This is a genomic window from Stenotrophomonas sp. YIM B06876 (assembly GCF_030711595.1).
Lineage (GTDB): Bacteria > Pseudomonadota > Gammaproteobacteria > Xanthomonadales > Xanthomonadaceae > Stenotrophomonas.
The window spans coordinates 12,438-28,114 of sequence record NZ_JAUJUJ010000012.1; the positions used below are offsets into that span (position 1 = coordinate 12,438).

General features: G+C 64.9%; 20 protein-coding genes and 3 tRNA genes. 16 read left to right on the plus strand and 7 right to left on the minus strand.

The annotated features are described in order from the left end of the window. Nucleotides 1-75 precede the first annotated feature (75 nt). On the minus strand, nucleotides 76-1,002 hold the full coding sequence (locus QZH66_RS07025; RefSeq protein ID WP_305805238.1) for a phosphoribosylaminoimidazolesuccinocarboxamide synthase: 927 nt from the start codon (nucleotides 1,000-1,002) through the stop codon (nucleotides 76-78). 146 nt (nucleotides 1,003-1,148) lie between these two features. Between QZH66_RS07025 and QZH66_RS07030 the strand changes: the two genes are divergently transcribed. The 9 genes from QZH66_RS07030 (at nucleotide 1,149) to QZH66_RS07070 (ending at nucleotide 8,315) form a co-directional block, all read left to right on the plus strand. Next, complete coding sequence (locus QZH66_RS07030; protein ID WP_305805239.1) at nucleotides 1,149-1,478, plus strand: DnaJ domain-containing protein; 330 nt, start codon at nucleotides 1,149-1,151, stop codon at nucleotides 1,476-1,478. A gap of 11 nt (nucleotides 1,479-1,489) precedes the next feature. Further along, nucleotides 1,490-2,164, plus strand: coding sequence for a ribulose-phosphate 3-epimerase (gene rpe, locus QZH66_RS07035; RefSeq protein ID WP_305805240.1), 675 nt, complete (start codon nucleotides 1,490-1,492; stop codon nucleotides 2,162-2,164). Nucleotides 2,165-2,273: 109 nt separating this feature from the next. Further along, on the plus strand, nucleotides 2,274-2,762 hold the full coding sequence (locus QZH66_RS07040) for a GNAT family N-acetyltransferase (protein ID WP_305805241.1): 489 nt from the start codon (nucleotides 2,274-2,276) through the stop codon (nucleotides 2,760-2,762). A 316-nt stretch (nucleotides 2,763-3,078) separates the two neighbouring features. Next, complete coding sequence (gene trpE / locus QZH66_RS07045; protein WP_305805242.1) at nucleotides 3,079-4,554, plus strand: anthranilate synthase component I; 1,476 nt, start codon at nucleotides 3,079-3,081, stop codon at nucleotides 4,552-4,554. 39 nt (nucleotides 4,555-4,593) lie between these two features. Then, complete coding sequence (locus QZH66_RS07050) at nucleotides 4,594-5,178, plus strand: aminodeoxychorismate/anthranilate synthase component II (protein WP_305805243.1); 585 nt, start codon at nucleotides 4,594-4,596, stop codon at nucleotides 5,176-5,178. Beyond that, complete coding sequence (locus tag QZH66_RS07055) at nucleotides 5,175-5,690, plus strand: DUF1543 domain-containing protein (RefSeq protein ID WP_305805244.1); 516 nt, start codon at nucleotides 5,175-5,177, stop codon at nucleotides 5,688-5,690. Before QZH66_RS07050 ends, QZH66_RS07055 begins: the two co-directional genes overlap by 4 nt. A 15-nt stretch (nucleotides 5,691-5,705) precedes the next feature. After that, a complete protein-coding gene (gene trpD / locus QZH66_RS07060; protein ID WP_305805245.1) occupies nucleotides 5,706-6,743 on the plus strand; it encodes an anthranilate phosphoribosyltransferase in 1,038 nt (345 codons plus the stop codon). A gap of 62 nt (nucleotides 6,744-6,805) precedes the next feature. Further along, complete coding sequence (gene trpC / locus QZH66_RS07065; RefSeq protein ID WP_305805246.1) at nucleotides 6,806-7,603, plus strand: indole-3-glycerol phosphate synthase TrpC; 798 nt, start codon at nucleotides 6,806-6,808, stop codon at nucleotides 7,601-7,603. Further along, a complete protein-coding gene (locus QZH66_RS07070; protein ID WP_305805247.1) occupies nucleotides 7,596-8,315 on the plus strand; it encodes a haloacid dehalogenase-like hydrolase in 720 nt (239 codons plus the stop codon). Before trpC ends, QZH66_RS07070 begins: the two co-directional genes overlap by 8 nt. Before the next feature lie 6 nt (nucleotides 8,316-8,321). On the opposite strand, the gene QZH66_RS07075 is transcribed toward QZH66_RS07070, so the two are convergent. Next, complete coding sequence (locus QZH66_RS07075; protein WP_305805248.1) at nucleotides 8,322-9,080, minus strand: sulfite exporter TauE/SafE family protein; 759 nt, start codon at nucleotides 9,078-9,080, stop codon at nucleotides 8,322-8,324. A gap of 36 nt (nucleotides 9,081-9,116) precedes the next feature. Next, nucleotides 9,117-9,806 (minus strand): cAMP-activated global transcriptional regulator CRP, encoded by a 690-nt coding sequence (crp, locus tag QZH66_RS07080; protein ID WP_305805249.1) that lies wholly within the window; start codon nucleotides 9,804-9,806, stop codon nucleotides 9,117-9,119. Nucleotides 9,807-9,955: 149 nt separating this feature from the next. Between crp and speD the strand changes: the two genes are divergently transcribed. Both speD and sugE read left to right on the plus strand, forming a co-directional pair. Further along, the gene (gene speD, locus QZH66_RS07085; protein WP_305805250.1) at nucleotides 9,956-10,750 is read left to right on the plus strand and encodes an adenosylmethionine decarboxylase; all 795 of its coding nucleotides are present in this window, start codon (nucleotides 9,956-9,958) and stop codon (nucleotides 10,748-10,750) included. Nucleotides 10,751-10,905: 155 nt separating this feature from the next. Continuing rightward, nucleotides 10,906-11,223 carry a quaternary ammonium compound efflux SMR transporter SugE gene (gene sugE / locus QZH66_RS07090; RefSeq protein ID WP_305805251.1) on the plus strand — a complete coding sequence of 106 codons (318 nt, stop codon included), beginning with the start codon at nucleotides 10,906-10,908 and terminating at the stop codon, nucleotides 11,221-11,223. Nucleotides 11,224-11,227: 4 nt separating this feature from the next. Here the strand turns inward: sugE and coq7 are convergent, their stop codons facing one another. After that, on the minus strand, nucleotides 11,228-11,872 hold the full coding sequence (coq7, locus tag QZH66_RS07095) for a 2-polyprenyl-3-methyl-6-methoxy-1,4-benzoquinone monooxygenase (protein ID WP_305805252.1): 645 nt from the start codon (nucleotides 11,870-11,872) through the stop codon (nucleotides 11,228-11,230). A 206-nt stretch (nucleotides 11,873-12,078) separates the two neighbouring features. Here coq7 and rplM point away from each other — a divergent pair, with 206 nt between their 5' ends. Both rplM and rpsI read left to right on the plus strand, forming a co-directional pair. Further along, nucleotides 12,079-12,507, plus strand: a complete 429-nt coding sequence (rplM, locus tag QZH66_RS07100; RefSeq protein ID WP_305805253.1) for a 50S ribosomal protein L13 — start codon at nucleotides 12,079-12,081, stop codon at nucleotides 12,505-12,507. A 2-nt stretch (nucleotides 12,508-12,509) separates the two neighbouring features. After that, nucleotides 12,510-12,902: a 30S ribosomal protein S9 gene (gene rpsI / locus QZH66_RS07105; RefSeq protein ID WP_305805254.1), complete on the plus strand. Its 393-nt coding sequence runs from the start codon at nucleotides 12,510-12,512 to the stop codon at nucleotides 12,900-12,902. Between the two features lie 605 nt (nucleotides 12,903-13,507). On the opposite strand, the gene QZH66_RS07110 is transcribed toward rpsI, so the two are convergent. The 3 genes from QZH66_RS07110 to QZH66_RS07120 all read right to left on the minus strand — a co-directional run bounded on the left by QZH66_RS07110 (nucleotide 13,508) and on the right by QZH66_RS07120 (nucleotide 14,055). Next, nucleotides 13,508-13,582 (minus strand) — tRNA-Gln (locus QZH66_RS07110). Nucleotides 13,583-13,871: 289 nt separating this feature from the next. After that, nucleotides 13,872-13,946: transfer RNA gene (locus QZH66_RS07115), tRNA-Gln, on the minus strand. Nucleotides 13,947-13,978: 32 nt separating this feature from the next. Further along, nucleotides 13,979-14,055 (minus strand) — tRNA-Met (locus tag QZH66_RS07120). Between the two features lie 119 nt (nucleotides 14,056-14,174). Here QZH66_RS07120 and QZH66_RS07125 point away from each other — a divergent pair. From QZH66_RS07125 to bfr, 3 genes are all read left to right on the plus strand, one after another. Beyond that, nucleotides 14,175-14,786, plus strand: a complete 612-nt coding sequence (locus QZH66_RS07125; protein WP_305805255.1) for an RNA pyrophosphohydrolase — start codon at nucleotides 14,175-14,177, stop codon at nucleotides 14,784-14,786. A 78-nt stretch (nucleotides 14,787-14,864) separates the two neighbouring features. After that, nucleotides 14,865-15,074 (plus strand): (2Fe-2S)-binding protein, encoded by a 210-nt coding sequence (locus QZH66_RS07130; RefSeq protein WP_305805256.1) that lies wholly within the window; start codon nucleotides 14,865-14,867, stop codon nucleotides 15,072-15,074. A gap of 126 nt (nucleotides 15,075-15,200) precedes the next feature. Beyond that, entirely contained in the window at nucleotides 15,201-15,671 is a 471-nt protein-coding gene (bfr, locus tag QZH66_RS07135) for a bacterioferritin (protein ID WP_305805257.1), read from the plus strand. Nucleotides 15,672-15,677 lie beyond the last annotated feature (6 nt).

The window sequence follows — 15,677 nt, forward strand, 5'->3', positions numbered from 1 at the left end:
ACGCCCGGCGCCGCATGCCGCGCAGCAGGGGAGGCCGCGCGGGAAGGCGGGGCGGCCCGCAGCGCCGCCCCTGGCTCAGTCGAGATGGATGCCGGCCAGCTTCTGCAGCGCTTCGGCGTACTTGGCGCGGGTGCGCTCGATCACCTCGGCCGGCAGCGACGGGCCCGGCGCGGTCTTGTTCCAGTCCAGCGTTTCCAGGTAGTCGCGCACGAACTGCTTGTCGTAGCTGGGCGGGCTGGTGCCCACCTGGTACTCGTCGGCCGGCCAGTAGCGCGATGAATCCGGGGTCAGCATCTCATCCATGATGTACAGCCGACCGTCGGCGTCGGTACCGAATTCGAACTTGGTGTCGGCCAGCAGGATGCCGCGTTCGGCCGCATAGTCACTGGCGAACCGGTACAGGCGCAGCGTGGCATCGCGCACGCGCTCGGCCAGATCGGCGCCGACACTGCGGACCATCGCATCGAAGTCGATGTTCTCGTCGTGATCGCCGACCGCCGCCTTGGTGGACGGGGTGAAGATCGGCTCGGCCAGCTTCTGCGCCTGCTGCAGGCCGTTGGGCAGCTCGATCCCGCTGACCTTGCCGGTGCGCTGGTAATCCTTCCAGCCGCTGCCGATCAGGTAGCCGCGGGCGATCGCCTCCACCGGCACCGGCTTGAGCCGGCGGGTCACCACCGCGCGCTTGGCATACAGCGCCGGGTCGACACCGGCGGGCAGCACGCTGGCCACGTCGATCCCGGTCAGGTGGTTGGGCATCAGGTTCTCGGTCAGCTTGAACCAGAAGTTGGACACCTGGCACAGCATCTCGCCCTTGCCCGGGATCGGGTCGGGCAGCACCACGTCGAAGGCGGAAAGACGGTCGGTGGCGACCATCAGCAGGTAGTCCCCGGCAGGGGTGTCGGCAGGCAGGCGTTCGCGCGGGATATCAAAAACGTCGCGCACCTTGCCGCGATGGCGCAAGGGCAGGCCGGGGAGATCGGATTGCAACAGCGTGGTGGGCACGGGCACTCCTGGGACTTGGCGATGATGCCGTCGGCTCGGGACCCGGGGGGCCCGCGGCTGGACGGCGGGCGGCCTAGTGTAAGGCCGTCCGGGGCCGCCGTGGCGTAAAATGGCGGTCCAATTTCATCAAGGCTGGCCACTTGTCCATGCGCTGGTACGGAAAGCTGCTCGGATTCATCGCTGGTGCCCTGCTTTTCAGGCCCAATCCGCTGTTCGGTGCGGTCATCGGCCTGTTGCTCGGGCATGCCTTTGACAGCGACTGGTTCCAGCTGGGCAAGGACCTGCCCTATCGCGAGCTGGGCCTGACCCGCGACGCCACCGATGACGAGGTCGATCTGGCCTACCGCCGGCTGATGTCGCAATACCATCCGGACAAGGTCATCGGTGCGGCGCCGGAGCTGCGCGCACAGGCCGAAAAGAGGGCGCGGCAGATCAACGCCGCCTACGACCGCATCAGAACCCTGCGCAAGCGCTGAAGGCCATCGCCATGTCCAACTGCATCATTTCCCCGTCCATCCTGTCGGCCAACTTCGCCAAGCTGGGCGAGGAGGTGGACAACGTGATCGCCGCCGGTGCCGACTGGGTGCACTTCGATGTGATGGACAACCATTACGTGCCCAACCTGACCATCGGCCCGATGGTGTGCCAGGCCCTGCGCACGCACGGCGTGACCGCGCCGATCGACGTGCATCTGATGGTCGAGCCGGTGGACCGCATCGTGCCGGACTTCGCCGAGGCCGGTGCCAGCATCATCAGCTTCCACCCCGAAGCCAGTCGCCACGTGCATCGCACCATCCAGCTGATCAGATCGCACGGCTGCCAGGCCGGACTGGTGCTCAATCCCGCCACGCCGGTCGACCTGCTGGACTGGGTACTGGAAGACCTGGACCTGGTGCTGCTGATGTCGGTCAACCCGGGCTTCGGTGGGCAGACGTTCATTCCGGCCACCCTGGACAAGCTGCGCACGGTGCGGGCGATGATCGACACGCTCGGCAAGCCGGTACGGCTGGAAGTCGATGGCGGGGTCAAGCCCGACAACATCGGCGCGATTGCCGCGGCCGGGGCCGATGCCTTTGTCGCCGGCTCGGCGATTTTCAACGCGCCCGACTACGCCGCAGTGATCGCGCAGATGCGCGCCAACGTCGCCGCGGTGCGGGGGTGAGTTGCATGGTGCGCCGGCGCACTCGCGGTGCAGGCCTGGTCCTGCGCGGGGAGCGGTGGTCTGTATGCGATGCCGGCGACAGCGTCCGGCGCCTTCCGGTGACGCCGTCATGAGTACGGGCGCCATGCACATCCGCCCGGCCACTGCTGCGGATGCGGCGCTGATCCTGCGTTTCATCCGCGAACTGGCGATCTACGAAAAAGCCGAATCATCGGTGCAGACCGATGAAGCCGGCATCCGCGCCAGCCTGTTTGCCCCCGATGCCAAGGCGTTCGCGCTGGTCTGCGAAGTGGCCGGGGAGCCGGTCGGCTACGCGGTGTATTTCTTCAACTATTCCACCTGGCTCGGCCGCAACGGCCTGTACCTGGAAGACCTGTACATCAGCCCCGGGCATCGCGGTCGGGGGGCCGGCAAGGCGCTGCTGCAGCACATCGCGCGGATCGCGATGGACAACGATTGCGGTCGTTTCGAGTGGTCGGTCCTGGACTGGAACGCCCCGGCCATCGCTTTTTACGAGGCGGTCGGCGCGAAGCCGCAGAGCGAGTGGACCGTGTACCGGATGCAAGGCGAGGCGCTGCGCAAGTTCGCCGCGGGCTGAGGCTGCGGCATACGGCTGGCGTTGGTTCTTCCGGCGCTTCCCGGCATTTTCCAGGTGGCCGCGCAAAGGCGGCCATCGTCGCAACTCCGGCGAGGCGGCTACTCCGCGTTCATGACGCAACGGCGCAGGTCGGCCGGGTACAGGCCATCAGATCCTTTGCCCGCACCTGCCCACGCCACCGGGCAGTTGCGGTAAAGTTGGACGGTGCCCACTCTGACGACCCCGCATATTCCTTCTTCCGTTCGCCGCTGGTGGCGATGGTGGCCTGTAGCCGTCGTCCGTACCGCCATCGCCGTTTCCCGGAAGGAAAGTCGTCTTGAACACGTTCGAGCAGTTCCAGCAGCAGGCCGCTGAAGGCCACACCCGCATCCCCGTTGTCCGCGAAGTGCTGTCCGACCTGGACACGCCGCTTTCGGTGTATCTGAAGCTCGCCGACGGCCCGCATACCTACCTGTTTGAATCGGTCGAAGGCGGCGAACGCTTCGGCCGCTATTCCATCATCGGTCTGCCAGCGCGCCGGGTGTATGCCTTCCACGGCCATACGCTTACCGTCAGCGATCACGGTGCGGTGGTGGAAACCCGCGAGGTGGCCGATCCGTTCGCCGAGGTCGAGGCGCTGCGCAGCGCCCACTCGGTGCCGAAACTGGCCGGTCTGCCGGGTTTCACCGGCGGCCTGGTCGGCTGGTTCGGATTCGAGTGCATCGGTTACATCGAACCGCGCCTGGCACCGCCGTGCGGCCGCGACGAGCTGGGCACCCCGGACATCCTGCTGCTGCATTCCGAAGAACTGGCGGTGTTCGACAACCTCAAGGGCCGGCTGTACCTGATCGTGCACGCCGATCCCAGCCAGCCCGGCGCCTGGGAGGACGCGCAGGCGCGGCTGGATCTGCTGGTGGCCAAGCTGCGCGCCCCTGGCGCCGGTTATCCGGCACCGATCACCCGCGAGGTGCTGGACGAGAACGACTTCGTCTCCGGGTTCACCCGCGAAGGCTTCATCGCCGCGGTCGAGAAATCCAGGGATTACATCCGCGCCGGCGACATCTTCCAGGTGGTGCTGAGCCAGCGCCTGAGCGTGCCGTTCACCGCGCGTCCGGTCGATGTGTACCGTGCGCTGCGCGCGCTGAATCCGTCGCCGTACATGTATTTCCTCGACGTCGGCGACGTGCAGGTGGTCGGTTCCTCGCCGGAAATCCTGGTGCGCTTGCAGGACGGTGAAGTCACCGTGCGCCCGATTGCCGGCACCCGTCCGCGCGGGGCCACGGCGGAGGAAGACAACGCGCTGGAAGCCGAACTGCTGGCCGATCCGAAGGAACGTGCCGAACACCTGATGCTGATCGACCTGGGCCGCAACGACGTCGGCCGCGTCTCCAGGCCCGGCACGGTGGAAGTGGGCGAGCAGTTCGTGATCGAGCGCTACAGCCATGTCATGCATATCGTCAGCGAAGTCACCGGCAAGCTGCAGCCCGGCCTGAGCTATGCCGATGTGCTGCGCGCCACGTTCCCGGCCGGCACCGTCAGCGGCGCGCCGAAGATCCGCGCACTGGAAGTGATCCGCGAACTGGAGCCGATCAAGCGCAACGTCTATGCCGGCAGCATCGGCTACATCGGCTGGCATGGCGATGCCGATACCGCGATCGCGATCCGCACCGCGGTGATCAAGGACGGCCGCCTGCATGTGCAGGCCGGCGCCGGCATCGTCTACGACTCCGATCCCGGCAAGGAATGGGACGAGACCATGAACAAGGGCCGTGCGCTGTTCCGCGCCGTCGCGCAGGCCGCCAAAGGCCTGTAACGCCGCGTTGCGGCCACCGAATCCAAGCAGGAAAATCCCATGCTGTTGATGCTCGACAACTATGACAGCTTCACCTGGAACCTCGTGCAGTACCTGCAGACGCTGGGGGCCGAGGTCAAGGTGGTGCGCAACGACGCGATGAGCGTCGATGAGATCGCCGCGCTCGCGCCCGAGCGCATCGTGATATCTCCCGGCCCGTGTACGCCCAACGAGGCGGGCGTGTCGCTGGAGCTGATCCGGCGGCTGGGCCCGACCACGCCGATCCTGGGGGTGTGTCTGGGCCATCAGGGCATCGGCCAGGTCTACGGCGGCGACGTGATCCGCGCCGGCAACATCATGCACGGCAAGACCTCGGCGATCCGGCATGAAGGCAAGGGCGTGTTCGCCGGCCTGCCGGACCGTTACCAGGCCACGCGCTACCACTCGCTGGTGGTGGACAAGACCACCTTGCCGGCGTGCCTGGAAATCACCGCGTGGACCGAGAACGAAGACGGTTCGATGGAGGAGATCATGGGCCTGCGCCATCGCGGGCATCCGGTCGAGGGCGTGCAGTTCCATCCCGAATCGATCCTCACCGAACATGGCCATGCGTTGCTGAGGAATTTCCTGGAGCGTCCGGCGTGAGGGGCGCCACCGCGCTGCGACTGTTCGTGGTGATGCTGGGCGGGCGCCACGCCCGCGCCAGGACCGAGGTGCATGACGTCGCCTTCGCGGTCGCCGCGAATCTTGATGCCACCCATGCACAGCTGCGGCAGCAGTGGTTCGGCGAGCAGAAGGGCGTGCATATCGACTCGTGGCTGGAGGTCGAAGGCGTCGATGGCTGGCAGCTGCATTTTGCCGGCAGCGCCACGGCACCCGGCCAGCCGCGGCTGTTCTTCGTCAATCTCGGCGGCTATGTGCCCGGGCACTTCGGCGAGGCGCACCGCTACCTGCTGGTGGTCGCCGGCGATGCGGCCGAGGCCGGCCACGCCGCCAAAAGCCGGATCGATCCGGGCTGGCTTGCGCCACACAAGGACGCGCTGCTCGACGTGGACGACTGTCTGCCCATCGACGTGGTCGGTGGCCGTTTTGTGCACCTGGTGCCAGGGCCGCACCGGCCCGCGCATCCGCAAAGCGATTACATCCTGCTGCACTGATTCCGGAGTTTTTCAATGACCTTCACCCCCCAGGAAGCGCTGCAACGCACGATCGAGCACCGGGAGATCTTCTTCGACGAAATGGTCGACCTGATGCGCCAGGTCATGCGTGGCGAAGTGTCGCCGGTGATGACCGCGGCGATCCTCACCGGCTTGCGCGTGAAGAAGGAAACCGTGGGTGAAATCGCCGGTGCCGCCACCGTGATGCGCGAGTTCGCATTGCCGGTGGTGGTGGCCGACAAGACCCGGCTGGTGGATATCGTCGGCACCGGCGGTGACGGTTCGCATACCTTCAACATTTCCACCTGCACCATGTTCGTGGCGGCCGCCGCAGGTGCCAAGGTGGCCAAGCATGGCAACCGCAGCGTGTCCTCCAAGTCCGGCAGTGCCGATGCGATGGAGGCACTGGGCGCGGTGATCGAGCTGGACCCGCAGCAGGTGGCGCGGGCGATCGAGCAGACCGGCATCGGCTTCATGTTCGCGCCGATGCACCACCCGGCGATGAAGGTGGTGGCTCCGGTGCGGCGCGAGATGGGTGTGCGCACCATCTTCAACATCCTCGGGCCGCTGACCAATCCGGTGGGCGCCACCAACGTGTTGATGGGCGTGTTCCATCCCGATCTGGTCGGTATCCAGGCACGCGTGCTGCGCGAACTGGGCGCCGAGCGCGCACTGGTGGTGTGGGGCCGCGACAACATGGACGAGATTTCGCTGGGGGCCGGCACCCTGGTCGGCGAGCTGCGCGATGGCAAGGTGCGGGAATACGAAATCCATCCGGAGGATTTCGGCATCGCCATGTCCGCCAGTCGCAACCTCCAGGTGGGCAGCCCGGAAGAGTCGATCGCGATGTTGTGCGGCGTGCTCGACAACCAGCCCGGTCCGGCGCTGGATATCGTCGCGCTCAATGCCGGCGCCGCGCTGTATGTGGCCGGGGTGGCCGACAGCATTGCCGATGGTCTGGCGCGCGCGCGCGCGGTGATCGCCGATGGCAGTGCGCGCGCGCGCATGCAGGAGTATGTGGCGGCCACCCGGCGCCTGGCGCCGTCGCCCTGACCCTTCTTCCGTCATCCGCCGGTCTGCTCGACAGAGGCCGGCTCTTCAGGAATCCAGACACCATGAGTGACATTCTCAATACGATCCTGGCGCGCAAGGCGCAGGAAGTGGCCGAGCGCAGTGCGCGGGTGCCGTTGGCCGAGTTGATCGCCCGGGTGGCCGATGCGCCGCCGGTGCGCGGTTTTGCGCAGGCCATGCAGGTGGCCATTGCCAATGGCGATCCGGCGGTGATTGCCGAGGTGAAAAAAGCCAGCCCGTCCAAGGGCGTGATCCGCGCCGGCTTCAATCCGGCCGAGATCGCGGTGAGTTACCAGCTCGGCGGTGCCAGTTGCCTGTCGGTGTTGACCGACGTGGACTTCTTCCAGGGCGCGGATGTTTATCTGCAGCAGGCGCGCGATGCCTGCTCGCTGCCGGTGCTGCGCAAGGATTTCGTCATCGATCCGTACCAGGTCTATGAGGCGCGCGTGCTCGGCGCCGACTGCGTGCTGCTGATCGTCTCGGCGCTGGATGACCGGCAGCTGGCGCAGCTGTCGGACCTGGCCATGCAGTTGCAGATGGATGTGCTGGTGGAAGTGCATGACATCGACGAGCTGGAGCGCGCGATCCAGGTGCCGGTGCCGCTGGTGGGCATCAACAACCGCAACCTGCGCACCTTCGAGGTGTCGCTGGATACCACGCTGGAGATGCGCATGGCGGTGCCGCGCGATCGCCTGCTGGTGACCGAGAGCGGCATCCTCGGCCCGGCCGACGTGCAGCGCATGCGAGCAGCGGGGGTCAACGCGTTCCTGGTCGGCGAGGCGTTCATGCGCGCCGCCGAGCCGGGCGATGCGCTGCGTCAGCTATTCTTCGCCAATGACTGAGACCTATCCGACCCCGCGCGATGATGCGCCCCTGGTTGTTTTCGATTTCGATCACACCCTCTACGACGGCGATTCGGGCAGCCATCTGTTCGCCTGGCTGATCCGTGGCAATCCGCTGCGGTTGCTGGTGGCGCTGCTGGCCACGCCGATCCTCGGGCCGCTGGTGGCGTTGCTGCCGACCCGGCGCCGCGGCATTTCCGGCTATGTGTGGATTGCCACGTTCGGCCTGCACCGGGCGCGCGAGTTCAACGCCGTGATTGACCGCTACGTGCTCACCCACGAGGCGGAGATCCGCCGCCGCCTGCTGCCGCATGCGTTGGCCGTATTCGCCCGGCACCGCGCCGACGGTGACCGGGTGGTGGTGGCCACCGGGGCACCGCCGGAGCTGGCGCGCGCGATCCTTGCGTTCGTCGCCCAGCAGGATGTACCGGTGATTGGCAGCCAGGTCGGTCCACGCCTGGGGGCGGTGACGGCCACGCGCCACTGCCACCACGAAGAAAAGATGCGGATGCTGCGCGAGCGCGGTTACGGCGACATCGACGTGGCGTACTCGGACAGCAGCGCCGATCTGCCGCTGCTCAAGGCGGCCAAGGCGCCGGTGGTGGTCAATCCCAAGGCCGCGCGCGTGCGCATGTTCCAGCAGGTGCTGCCGCCCGGTACGCCGATCCTCAACTGGGGCTGCCGCGATCGCGCCGGAGAGCCGCCGGCCTGAGCCGACTCAGCCGCCGTGCAACTTCCACACGGCCGTGCCGATATGGAACAGGCTGATCGCCAGCACCAGCGTGCCGACCGCGATCAGCACCCAGCGTTCGCGTACGCGCTTGACCAGCAGCGCGGCGATCGGCGCGGCCATCATGCCGCCGACCAGCAGGCCGGCCACGATGGACACGTATTGCAGGCCCATCGACAGCAGGAAGGTGGCCGAGATCGCGGTCGTCACGATGAACTCGGCCGCATTGACGGTGCCGATGGTGGTGCGTGCCTGGCCGCCCCGGGCCAGCAGGGTGGAGGTGGCCACCGGTCCCCAGCCGCCGCCGCTGGCATCGAGCAGGCCGGCGAAGAAACCCAGCAGCGGCACCCGCTTCACTTCGTGGGTGGGCATGAACTTGCCGGCCGCGCGCAGCAGGATGAAGACCGCCAGCACCAGCAGATAGACATAGATGAACGGGCGGATCAGCTCGCCCGGCAGCTGCGTCAACACGTAGGCGCCCAGCGCGCCGCCCACCGCGCCGGGTAGGGCCAGGCGCAGGAAAAGTCTGCGGTCGACATTGCCCGCCACCAGATGGGAAACGCCGGAGGCGCCCGTGGTGAAGACTTCGGCGGTGTGGATGCTGGCGCTGACCGCGGCCGGTGGCAGGCCCATGCTCAGCATTACCGACGAGGACACCAGCCCGAAAGCCATGCCCAGTGCGCCGTCAACCAGCTGCGCGCCCAGGCCAATCAGGATGAACCAGTAGAACTCGCTGCCAAACTCCATCGATACAGCCGTGTCCGGGCCCGCAGTCAGCCGGCGTCAGCGGGTACCGTACAGCACCACGGTTTTGCCCCGTGCATGCAGGAGCCCGTCGATCTGCAGCTTCTTCAGTACCCGGCCGGCCATTTCCCGCGAGCAGCCCACCAGGCGGGCGATCTCCTGGCGCGAGACCCGCAGCTGGGTGCCCTGCGGGTGGCTCATCGACTCCGGTTCCTTGGCCAGGTCGTGCAGGGTGCGCACGATCCGGTCGGTGACATCCAGGAACGCCAGGCGGCTGGCCTTGCGGCTGGTATGCAGCAGGCGCTTGGAGATCTGCGAGCCGATGGCATACAGCAGGCGCGGCGCGTCGGTGGAAAGCGGGCCCAGGAACAGCTGGTGCAGCCGCTCATAGCTGATCTCGGCCAGTTCGCACGGGGTACGGGTGCGCAGGATGACCTCGCGCTTGTCCGATTCGATGAACAGGCCCATCTCGCCGACGAATTCACCGCTGCCGAAATAGCCCAGCACCAGTTCACGGTCTTCTTCTTCCTCGGCGATGATGCTGACCGAGCCGCTGATGACGTAATACATGGTGCCGGCGGCATCGCCCGGGCGGAACACATCCGTGCGCGCCGGGTAGCGGCGGCGGTGGCTGTGGGCCAGAAAGCGGTCGATGGTGGCGATATCCAGAGTGAGTGGACTGGTGGCAAGGCGCACGTTGGACACGATGTTGGCAGTCCCTGGAATCATGGAGGCTTCACGTCAGAGATGAGTAAGCTTGACAGCCAAGCTTAACGACGCGCGTCGGCCGGGGCAAACATGAGTACCACGACACGTTTCGCCGTGGGGCGGTTTGCCCCATAATTGATCCTTTCCCACCATTTACAGGATCGACCGCCGTGGTCAAGCCGTTGCCTCGCCTGAGGCTGCAAGGTTTCAACAACCTCACGAAGGCGCTGAGCTTCAACATCTACGACGTCTGCTATGCGCGCACCGAAGAGGAGCGCCAGCGCTACATCGAATACATCGATGAAGAATACAACGCTGACCGCCTGACGCAGATCCTCACCGATGTGGCCGAGATCATCGGCGCCAACATCCTCAACATCGCCCGCCAGGACTACGACCCGCAAGGGGCGTCGGTCACGATCCTGATTTCCGAAGAGCCGGTGATCGACAAGAAGCAGGCCGGCAAGGAATTGATCTCCGATGCCGTGGTGGCGCATATGGACAAGAGCCATATCACCGTCCATACCTATCCGGAAACGCATCCGCAGGAGGGTATCGCCACGTTCCGCGCCGATATCGACGTGGCCACGTGTGGCGTGATCTCGCCGCTGAAGGCGCTGAACTACCTGATCGAGAGTCTGGAATCGGACATCGTGATCATGGATTACCGCGTGCGTGGCTTCACCCGCGATGTCAAAGGCAAGAAGCACTACATCGACCACAAGATCAACTCGATCCAGAACTTCCTGGCCAAGAACATCAAGTCGCGCTACGAGATGTTCGACGTCAATGTCTATCAGGAAAACATCTTCCACACGAAGATGCACCTGAAGGACTTCGACCTGGACCAGTACCTGTTCGAGGAGAAGGCCAAGAACCTGTCCTTCAAGGAGCGCATGAAGATCGAGGCGCTGCTGCGCCGCGAGATCGAAGAGCTGTTCCATGGGCGCAATCTGGCCGAGTGACGGTTGCATGCGGTGCTGGCGCGGACGATTGTGTTTGCGCTGCTGAACAAAGGCGGGACGGCCCGCCCTGTGGTTCGATCCGCAGACATGTGCCGACGGCGGCCCGGAGCGAAAGCTTCGGGCCGTTTTGTTTTTGGAACCATAGGAGCGTCCAGATGCCCTGGATCTATCTGCTGTTGGCCGGGCTGTTCGAGATCGGCTTCGCGCTGGGGTTGAAGTACAGCGAAGGCTTCACCCGGCTGTGGCCAAGCGTGGTGACGGTGGTGTTCGCCGGCATCAGCCTGTGGCTGCTCACCCAGGCGCTGCGCACCATTCCGGTCGGCACCGGCTATGCGGTCTGGACCGGAATCGGCGCGCTGGGCGTGGCCTTGCTGGGCATCGTGCTGTTTGGCGACAGCGCGTCGTGGCCGCGGCTGGCCTGTATCGGCCTGATCGTGGCCGGCGTGGTCGGCCTGAAACTGGTATCGGGCTGAGCGGTTACAGGCGGTAGGCCACGGCCTTCATCGCCCTGGAGGCCAGCGCCATCACTGCCGGAATCGGAAACGGCAGCCGGCGTGCCCCGGCCTGTTCGGCATGATCGGCATGGCGGGCCTCGTCGATTTTCATCACTTTCAGGATCTGGCGGCTGCGCTGATCGGCGGCGGGCAAGGTCTGCAGGTGTTCGTCCAGATGCGCCTCGACCTGGCGTTCGGTCTCCACCACGAAGCCGAGGTTCCAGCCATCGCCGCGCAGTCCGGCCAGGGTGCCGATCGCATAGCTGCCGGCATACCAGAGCGGGTTGAACAGGCTCGGGCGGCTGTCCAGTTCGCGCAGGCGGTCGGCGCACCAGCTCAGGTGGTCGGTCTCCTCCTGCGCCGCCTCCAGCAGATGGGCGCGGGTGGAGGGATCGCGCGCCACCGCGGCCTGGCCAAAATACAGGCCCTGGGCGCAGACTTCGCCGACATGGTTGATGCGCATCAGTCCGGCGGCATGCCGGCGTTCATCGTCCTCAAGCACCACATCCGGAGTATCGCGGGCCGGGTTGGGGCGGCTGGCCGGCGGATTGCCCAACGCCGTATCCAAGGCGCGTTGCACCTCGGTCAGCAGGTGATCCAGTGGAGTGATTACACGGGTAGCGGCCATGGTGCTCGCGGATGAAGACAGTGCGCTGATTCTCGCCGGTGGCTACCGGCCTGCCAAGCCGGGCCGGGCGCACGGAGGCCGCAGGCTTGCGCGCGAGTGGTGTCTCCCGTATAGTCCGTCGTCTTGTGTTTCACCATTTTCACAACGCGTGGCAGAGTTCCGGTCGTGTTTTCGCCGTAATGAGCCCGACCTAACCTGAGTTCTTTATGAGCACTTTCACTGCAAAGAACGAGACCGTCCAGCGTGACTGGTACCTCGTTGACGCCGACGGCAAGACCCTTGGTCGCCTGGCAACCGAACTGGCCCGCCGCCTGCGCGGCAAGCACAAGCCGGTTTACACCCCCCACGTTGATACGGGCGACTATCTGGTCGTCATCAATGCAGAGAAGATTGTCGTCACCGGCAAGAAGCTGCAGGACAAGATGTATCACCGCTTCACCGGTTACATCGGCAACCTGAAGAGCGAGAGCCTGGCTCAGGCGCTTGAGCGCCATCCGGAGCGCGTGATCGAAACCGCCGTCAAGGGCATGCTGCCGAAGGGTCCGCTGGGCCGCGCCATGTACCGCAAGCTCAAGGTGTACTCGGGTTCCGAGCATCCGCACGCCGCTCAGCAGCCGCAAGTTCTGGATATCTAATCATGGCTATCACTCAAAACTACGGCACTGGCCGCCGCAAGTCCTCCACCGCCCGCGTGTTCCTGCGCAAGGGCACCGGCAACATCACCGTCAACGACCGTCCGCTGGACGAGTTCTTCGGCCGTGAGACCGCGCGCATGATCGTGCGCCAGCCGCTGGAGCTGACCAACAACACCGAAAGCTTCGACATCAAGGTCACCGCCGCTGGCGGCGGCACCACCGGTCAGGCCGGTGCGATCCGTCTGGGCATCGCCCGGGCGCTGGTCGAGTACGACGAAACCCTGAAGTCCGAGCTGCGCAAGGCTGGCTTCATGACCCGTGACGCCCGTGAAGTCGAGCGTAAGAAGGTCGGTCTGCACAAGGCCCGTCGCGCGACCCAGTTCTCCAAGCGCTGATATCCGGCGCGCTGGATCGGGCAACTCCGGTTGCCCGGCTGGTTGCGAAACAAAAGCCCGGCTTGTCCGGGCTTTTGTTGTTTCCGGCCACCGGTTTTGGCTGTGGCCGCTGGCTGCGCTGGCGAGGGCTTTATCGGGGAAAGGGCGTTCTGGCGTGGGCCGGGGTGGCGGTTGTGTCGCCAGGCACATCCTGCCGGAGTGGTGCTGGCGCGCCTGTTTGTATGGGCTGCCGGTGCCCGGTCCGCTCCTGGCCGTTGAAGTTGAGTGCTTGCGGTTTGCGGTTTGCGGCCGGTGCTGGGCGGGCCTGAAGTGGCGCCTGTCGCCGGCGTTTTTCCAGTGGCGCGGAAGGTTGCCAGGCTTCCGGGGTGTGATGTCTCCGGATGGGTGGCGGAAAGACCATCCCGGTACGGGCCTGTTGTCTTTCCGGCGCATGTGGAGACTGACAGGGGGCGGGCGGATTCGGCCAACCCTGCGGCTCTCCGAGGGCGTTGCCGTTGTGCCGGTTTGCGCCAGCGGGTGACGGCCTTGGGCCTGGCTCAGTCCTGCGCGGGATCGGATTTTGCAAAGAAAGAAGGCCAGATCGTTGGATCTGGCCTTCTTGAATCTGGCTGCCCCGGATGGATTCGAACCACCGAATGCCTGAGTCAGAGTCAGGTGCCTTACCGCTTGGCGACGGGGCAAAGTGCAGGTGCAAGTATCGCATGCGGCCCCGTGGGAATCCAAGATCCGCCTTGACGCTAAGCTGGCACAAAAAAAGACCAGATCTTTCGATCTGGTCTTTCTTGTCTGGCAGCCCCGGAAGGATTCGAACCTCCGAATGCCTGAGTCAGAGTCAGGTGCCTTACCGCTTGGCGACGGGGCAAAGTGCAGGTGCAAGTATCGCATGCGGCCCCGTGGGAATCCAAGATCCGCCTTGACGCTAAGCTGGCACAAAAAAAGACCAGATCTTTCGATCTGGTCTTTCTTGTCTGGCAGCCCCGGAAGGATTCGAACCTCCGAATGCCTGAGTCAGAGTCAGGTGCCTTACCGCTTGGCGACGGGGCTATAAAATTGTGAGAGCTGTTTCCCTGCTCCCTTGGTGGCTATGGGTGGACTCGAACCACCGACCCCAGCATTATGAGTGCTGTGCTCTAACCGGCTGAGCTACATAGCCTAGGGAGCCGGTAATACTGGAGGCAAAGCCGGATCCTGTCAACATTTTTTTACCGCGCTTGTGGCCCGGGCGCGGCCGTGTCAGAGTCTTCGACAGTAGATTTTTCAGGAGTCCGCATCGTGATCGATCCGGACGGCTATCGACCGAACGTCGGCATTGTGCTGATGCGGCAGGACGGGCAGGTGTTCTGGGCACGACGGGTGCGCCGGGATGGCTGGCAGTTCCCGCAAGGTGGGATGAATACCGACGAGACGCCGGTCGAAGCCATGTTTCGCGAATTGCAGGAAGAAACCGGTCTGTTGCCCGAGCACGTTGAAGTGCTCGGGGCGACGCCCGGGTGGCTGCGCTATCGCCTGCCGGGACGGGCGATCCGTCGCAACGAACGGCAGGTATGCATTGGCCAGAAGCAGGTGTGGTTCCTGTTGCGGCTTACCGGCGACGAGGCCCATGTCAGTCTTGACCAGACCGACACGCCGGAGTTTGACCACTGGCGCTGGGTGGATTTCTGGTACCCGGTTGAGCATGTGGTCATCTTCAAGCGTGGGGTGTATGCGCGCGCGCTGCGGCATCTGGCGCCGCTGGCCCGGGGGATCGCGGGGAGCGGTGTGCAGGCCATGCCGGCGGCCGCCCAGGAGGCCTGGTTGCCGGGCAGCAGCGTGGGCCACGAACGGCCGCGCAAGCGTCCGCGGCGGCAAGGTGGAAATTGGCCCAAAAAGATCAATAATGATTAACAGACGAGTTTGACAACCATTCTCGTTTGCGTTTGAATAGTGGCCGGTCACTCACGACCGGCCAACGATCATCGTCCTATGTACGTCTGCATCTGCAACGGGGTTACCGACCACCAGATCCGCGAAGCGGCCCTCAGTGGCTGCCATAGCGTGGCCGAACTGACCATGCGCACCGGTTGCGGCTCCAATTGCGGGTCGTGTCTGGAGATGGCCTCGGGCTTGCTGGAACAGGCGCGCATGACCCGGGATCTGGCGTTGCCGGTGCTGGGATTGGCACAGGCCGCGTGAGTGTGCGGTGACGAGGCCGCCTGCGTCAGCCTCCGCTGCATCAGGACAATGATCACGATTCGCGTTCCCTCAGCGGTCGCCGCGAAAGAGTAAAGTGCGCCTGTTCTTACTGCGGGAGCTAGCGCAATGAAAGGCGACGCCAAGGTCATCGAATTCCTCAACAAGGCGCTCTACAACGAGTTGACCGCCATCAACCAGTACTTCCTGCATGCCAAGATGCTGAAGAACTGGGGTTTGAAGGAGCTGGCCGAACACGAATACAAGGAATCGATCGAGGAGATGAAGCATGCCGACATGCTTTCCGATCGCATCCTGTTCCTTGAAGGTCTGCCGAATTTCCAGGCGCTGGGCAAGCTGCGTATCGGCGAAAACCCGACGGAAATCCTGAAATGCGATCTTGCGCTGGAGAGCGAAGCGGTGCCGCTGTTGCGCGAAGCCGTGGCCTATGCCGATTCCATCAGCGACTACGTCAGCCGCCAGCTGTTCGTGAAGATCCTCGAGTCCGAGGAAGAGCATATCGATTGGCTTGAAACCCAGCTGGACCTGATCGAACGCATTGGCGAGCCGAACTATCTGCTGACCAAGCTCGAAGACTGAGGACGC

Bases quoted from the DNA above. Each gene is read 5' to 3' on its own strand.
- rpe (WP_305805240.1), top strand. From the start codon at position 1,490: ATGTCCAACTGCATCATTTCCCCGTCCATCCTGTCGGCCAACTTCGCC.
- bfr (WP_305805257.1), top strand. From the start codon at position 15,201: ATGAAAGGCGACGCCAAGGTCATCGAATTCCTCAACAAGGCGCTCTAC.
- QZH66_RS07075 (WP_305805248.1), bottom strand. From the start codon at position 9,080: ATGGAGTTTGGCAGCGAGTTCTACTGGTTCATCCTGATTGGCCTGGGC.
- crp (WP_305805249.1), bottom strand. From the start codon at position 9,806: ATGATTCCAGGGACTGCCAACATCGTGTCCAACGTGCGCCTTGCCACC.
- trpC (WP_305805246.1), top strand. From the start codon at position 6,806: ATGAGTGACATTCTCAATACGATCCTGGCGCGCAAGGCGCAGGAAGTG.
- QZH66_RS07070 (WP_305805247.1), top strand. From the start codon at position 7,596: ATGACTGAGACCTATCCGACCCCGCGCGATGATGCGCCCCTGGTTGTT.
- QZH66_RS07030 (WP_305805239.1), top strand. From the start codon at position 1,149: ATGCGCTGGTACGGAAAGCTGCTCGGATTCATCGCTGGTGCCCTGCTT.
- coq7 (WP_305805252.1), bottom strand. From the start codon at position 11,872: ATGGCCGCTACCCGTGTAATCACTCCACTGGATCACCTGCTGACCGAG.
- QZH66_RS07050 (WP_305805243.1), top strand. From the start codon at position 4,594: ATGCTGTTGATGCTCGACAACTATGACAGCTTCACCTGGAACCTCGTG.
- rplM (WP_305805253.1), top strand. From the start codon at position 12,079: ATGAGCACTTTCACTGCAAAGAACGAGACCGTCCAGCGTGACTGGTAC.
- rpsI (WP_305805254.1), top strand. From the start codon at position 12,510: ATGGCTATCACTCAAAACTACGGCACTGGCCGCCGCAAGTCCTCCACC.
- trpD (WP_305805245.1), top strand. From the start codon at position 5,706: ATGACCTTCACCCCCCAGGAAGCGCTGCAACGCACGATCGAGCACCGG.
- QZH66_RS07130 (WP_305805256.1), top strand. From the start codon at position 14,865: ATGTACGTCTGCATCTGCAACGGGGTTACCGACCACCAGATCCGCGAA.
- QZH66_RS07040 (WP_305805241.1), top strand. From the start codon at position 2,274: ATGAGTACGGGCGCCATGCACATCCGCCCGGCCACTGCTGCGGATGCG.
- sugE (WP_305805251.1), top strand. From the start codon at position 10,906: ATGCCCTGGATCTATCTGCTGTTGGCCGGGCTGTTCGAGATCGGCTTC.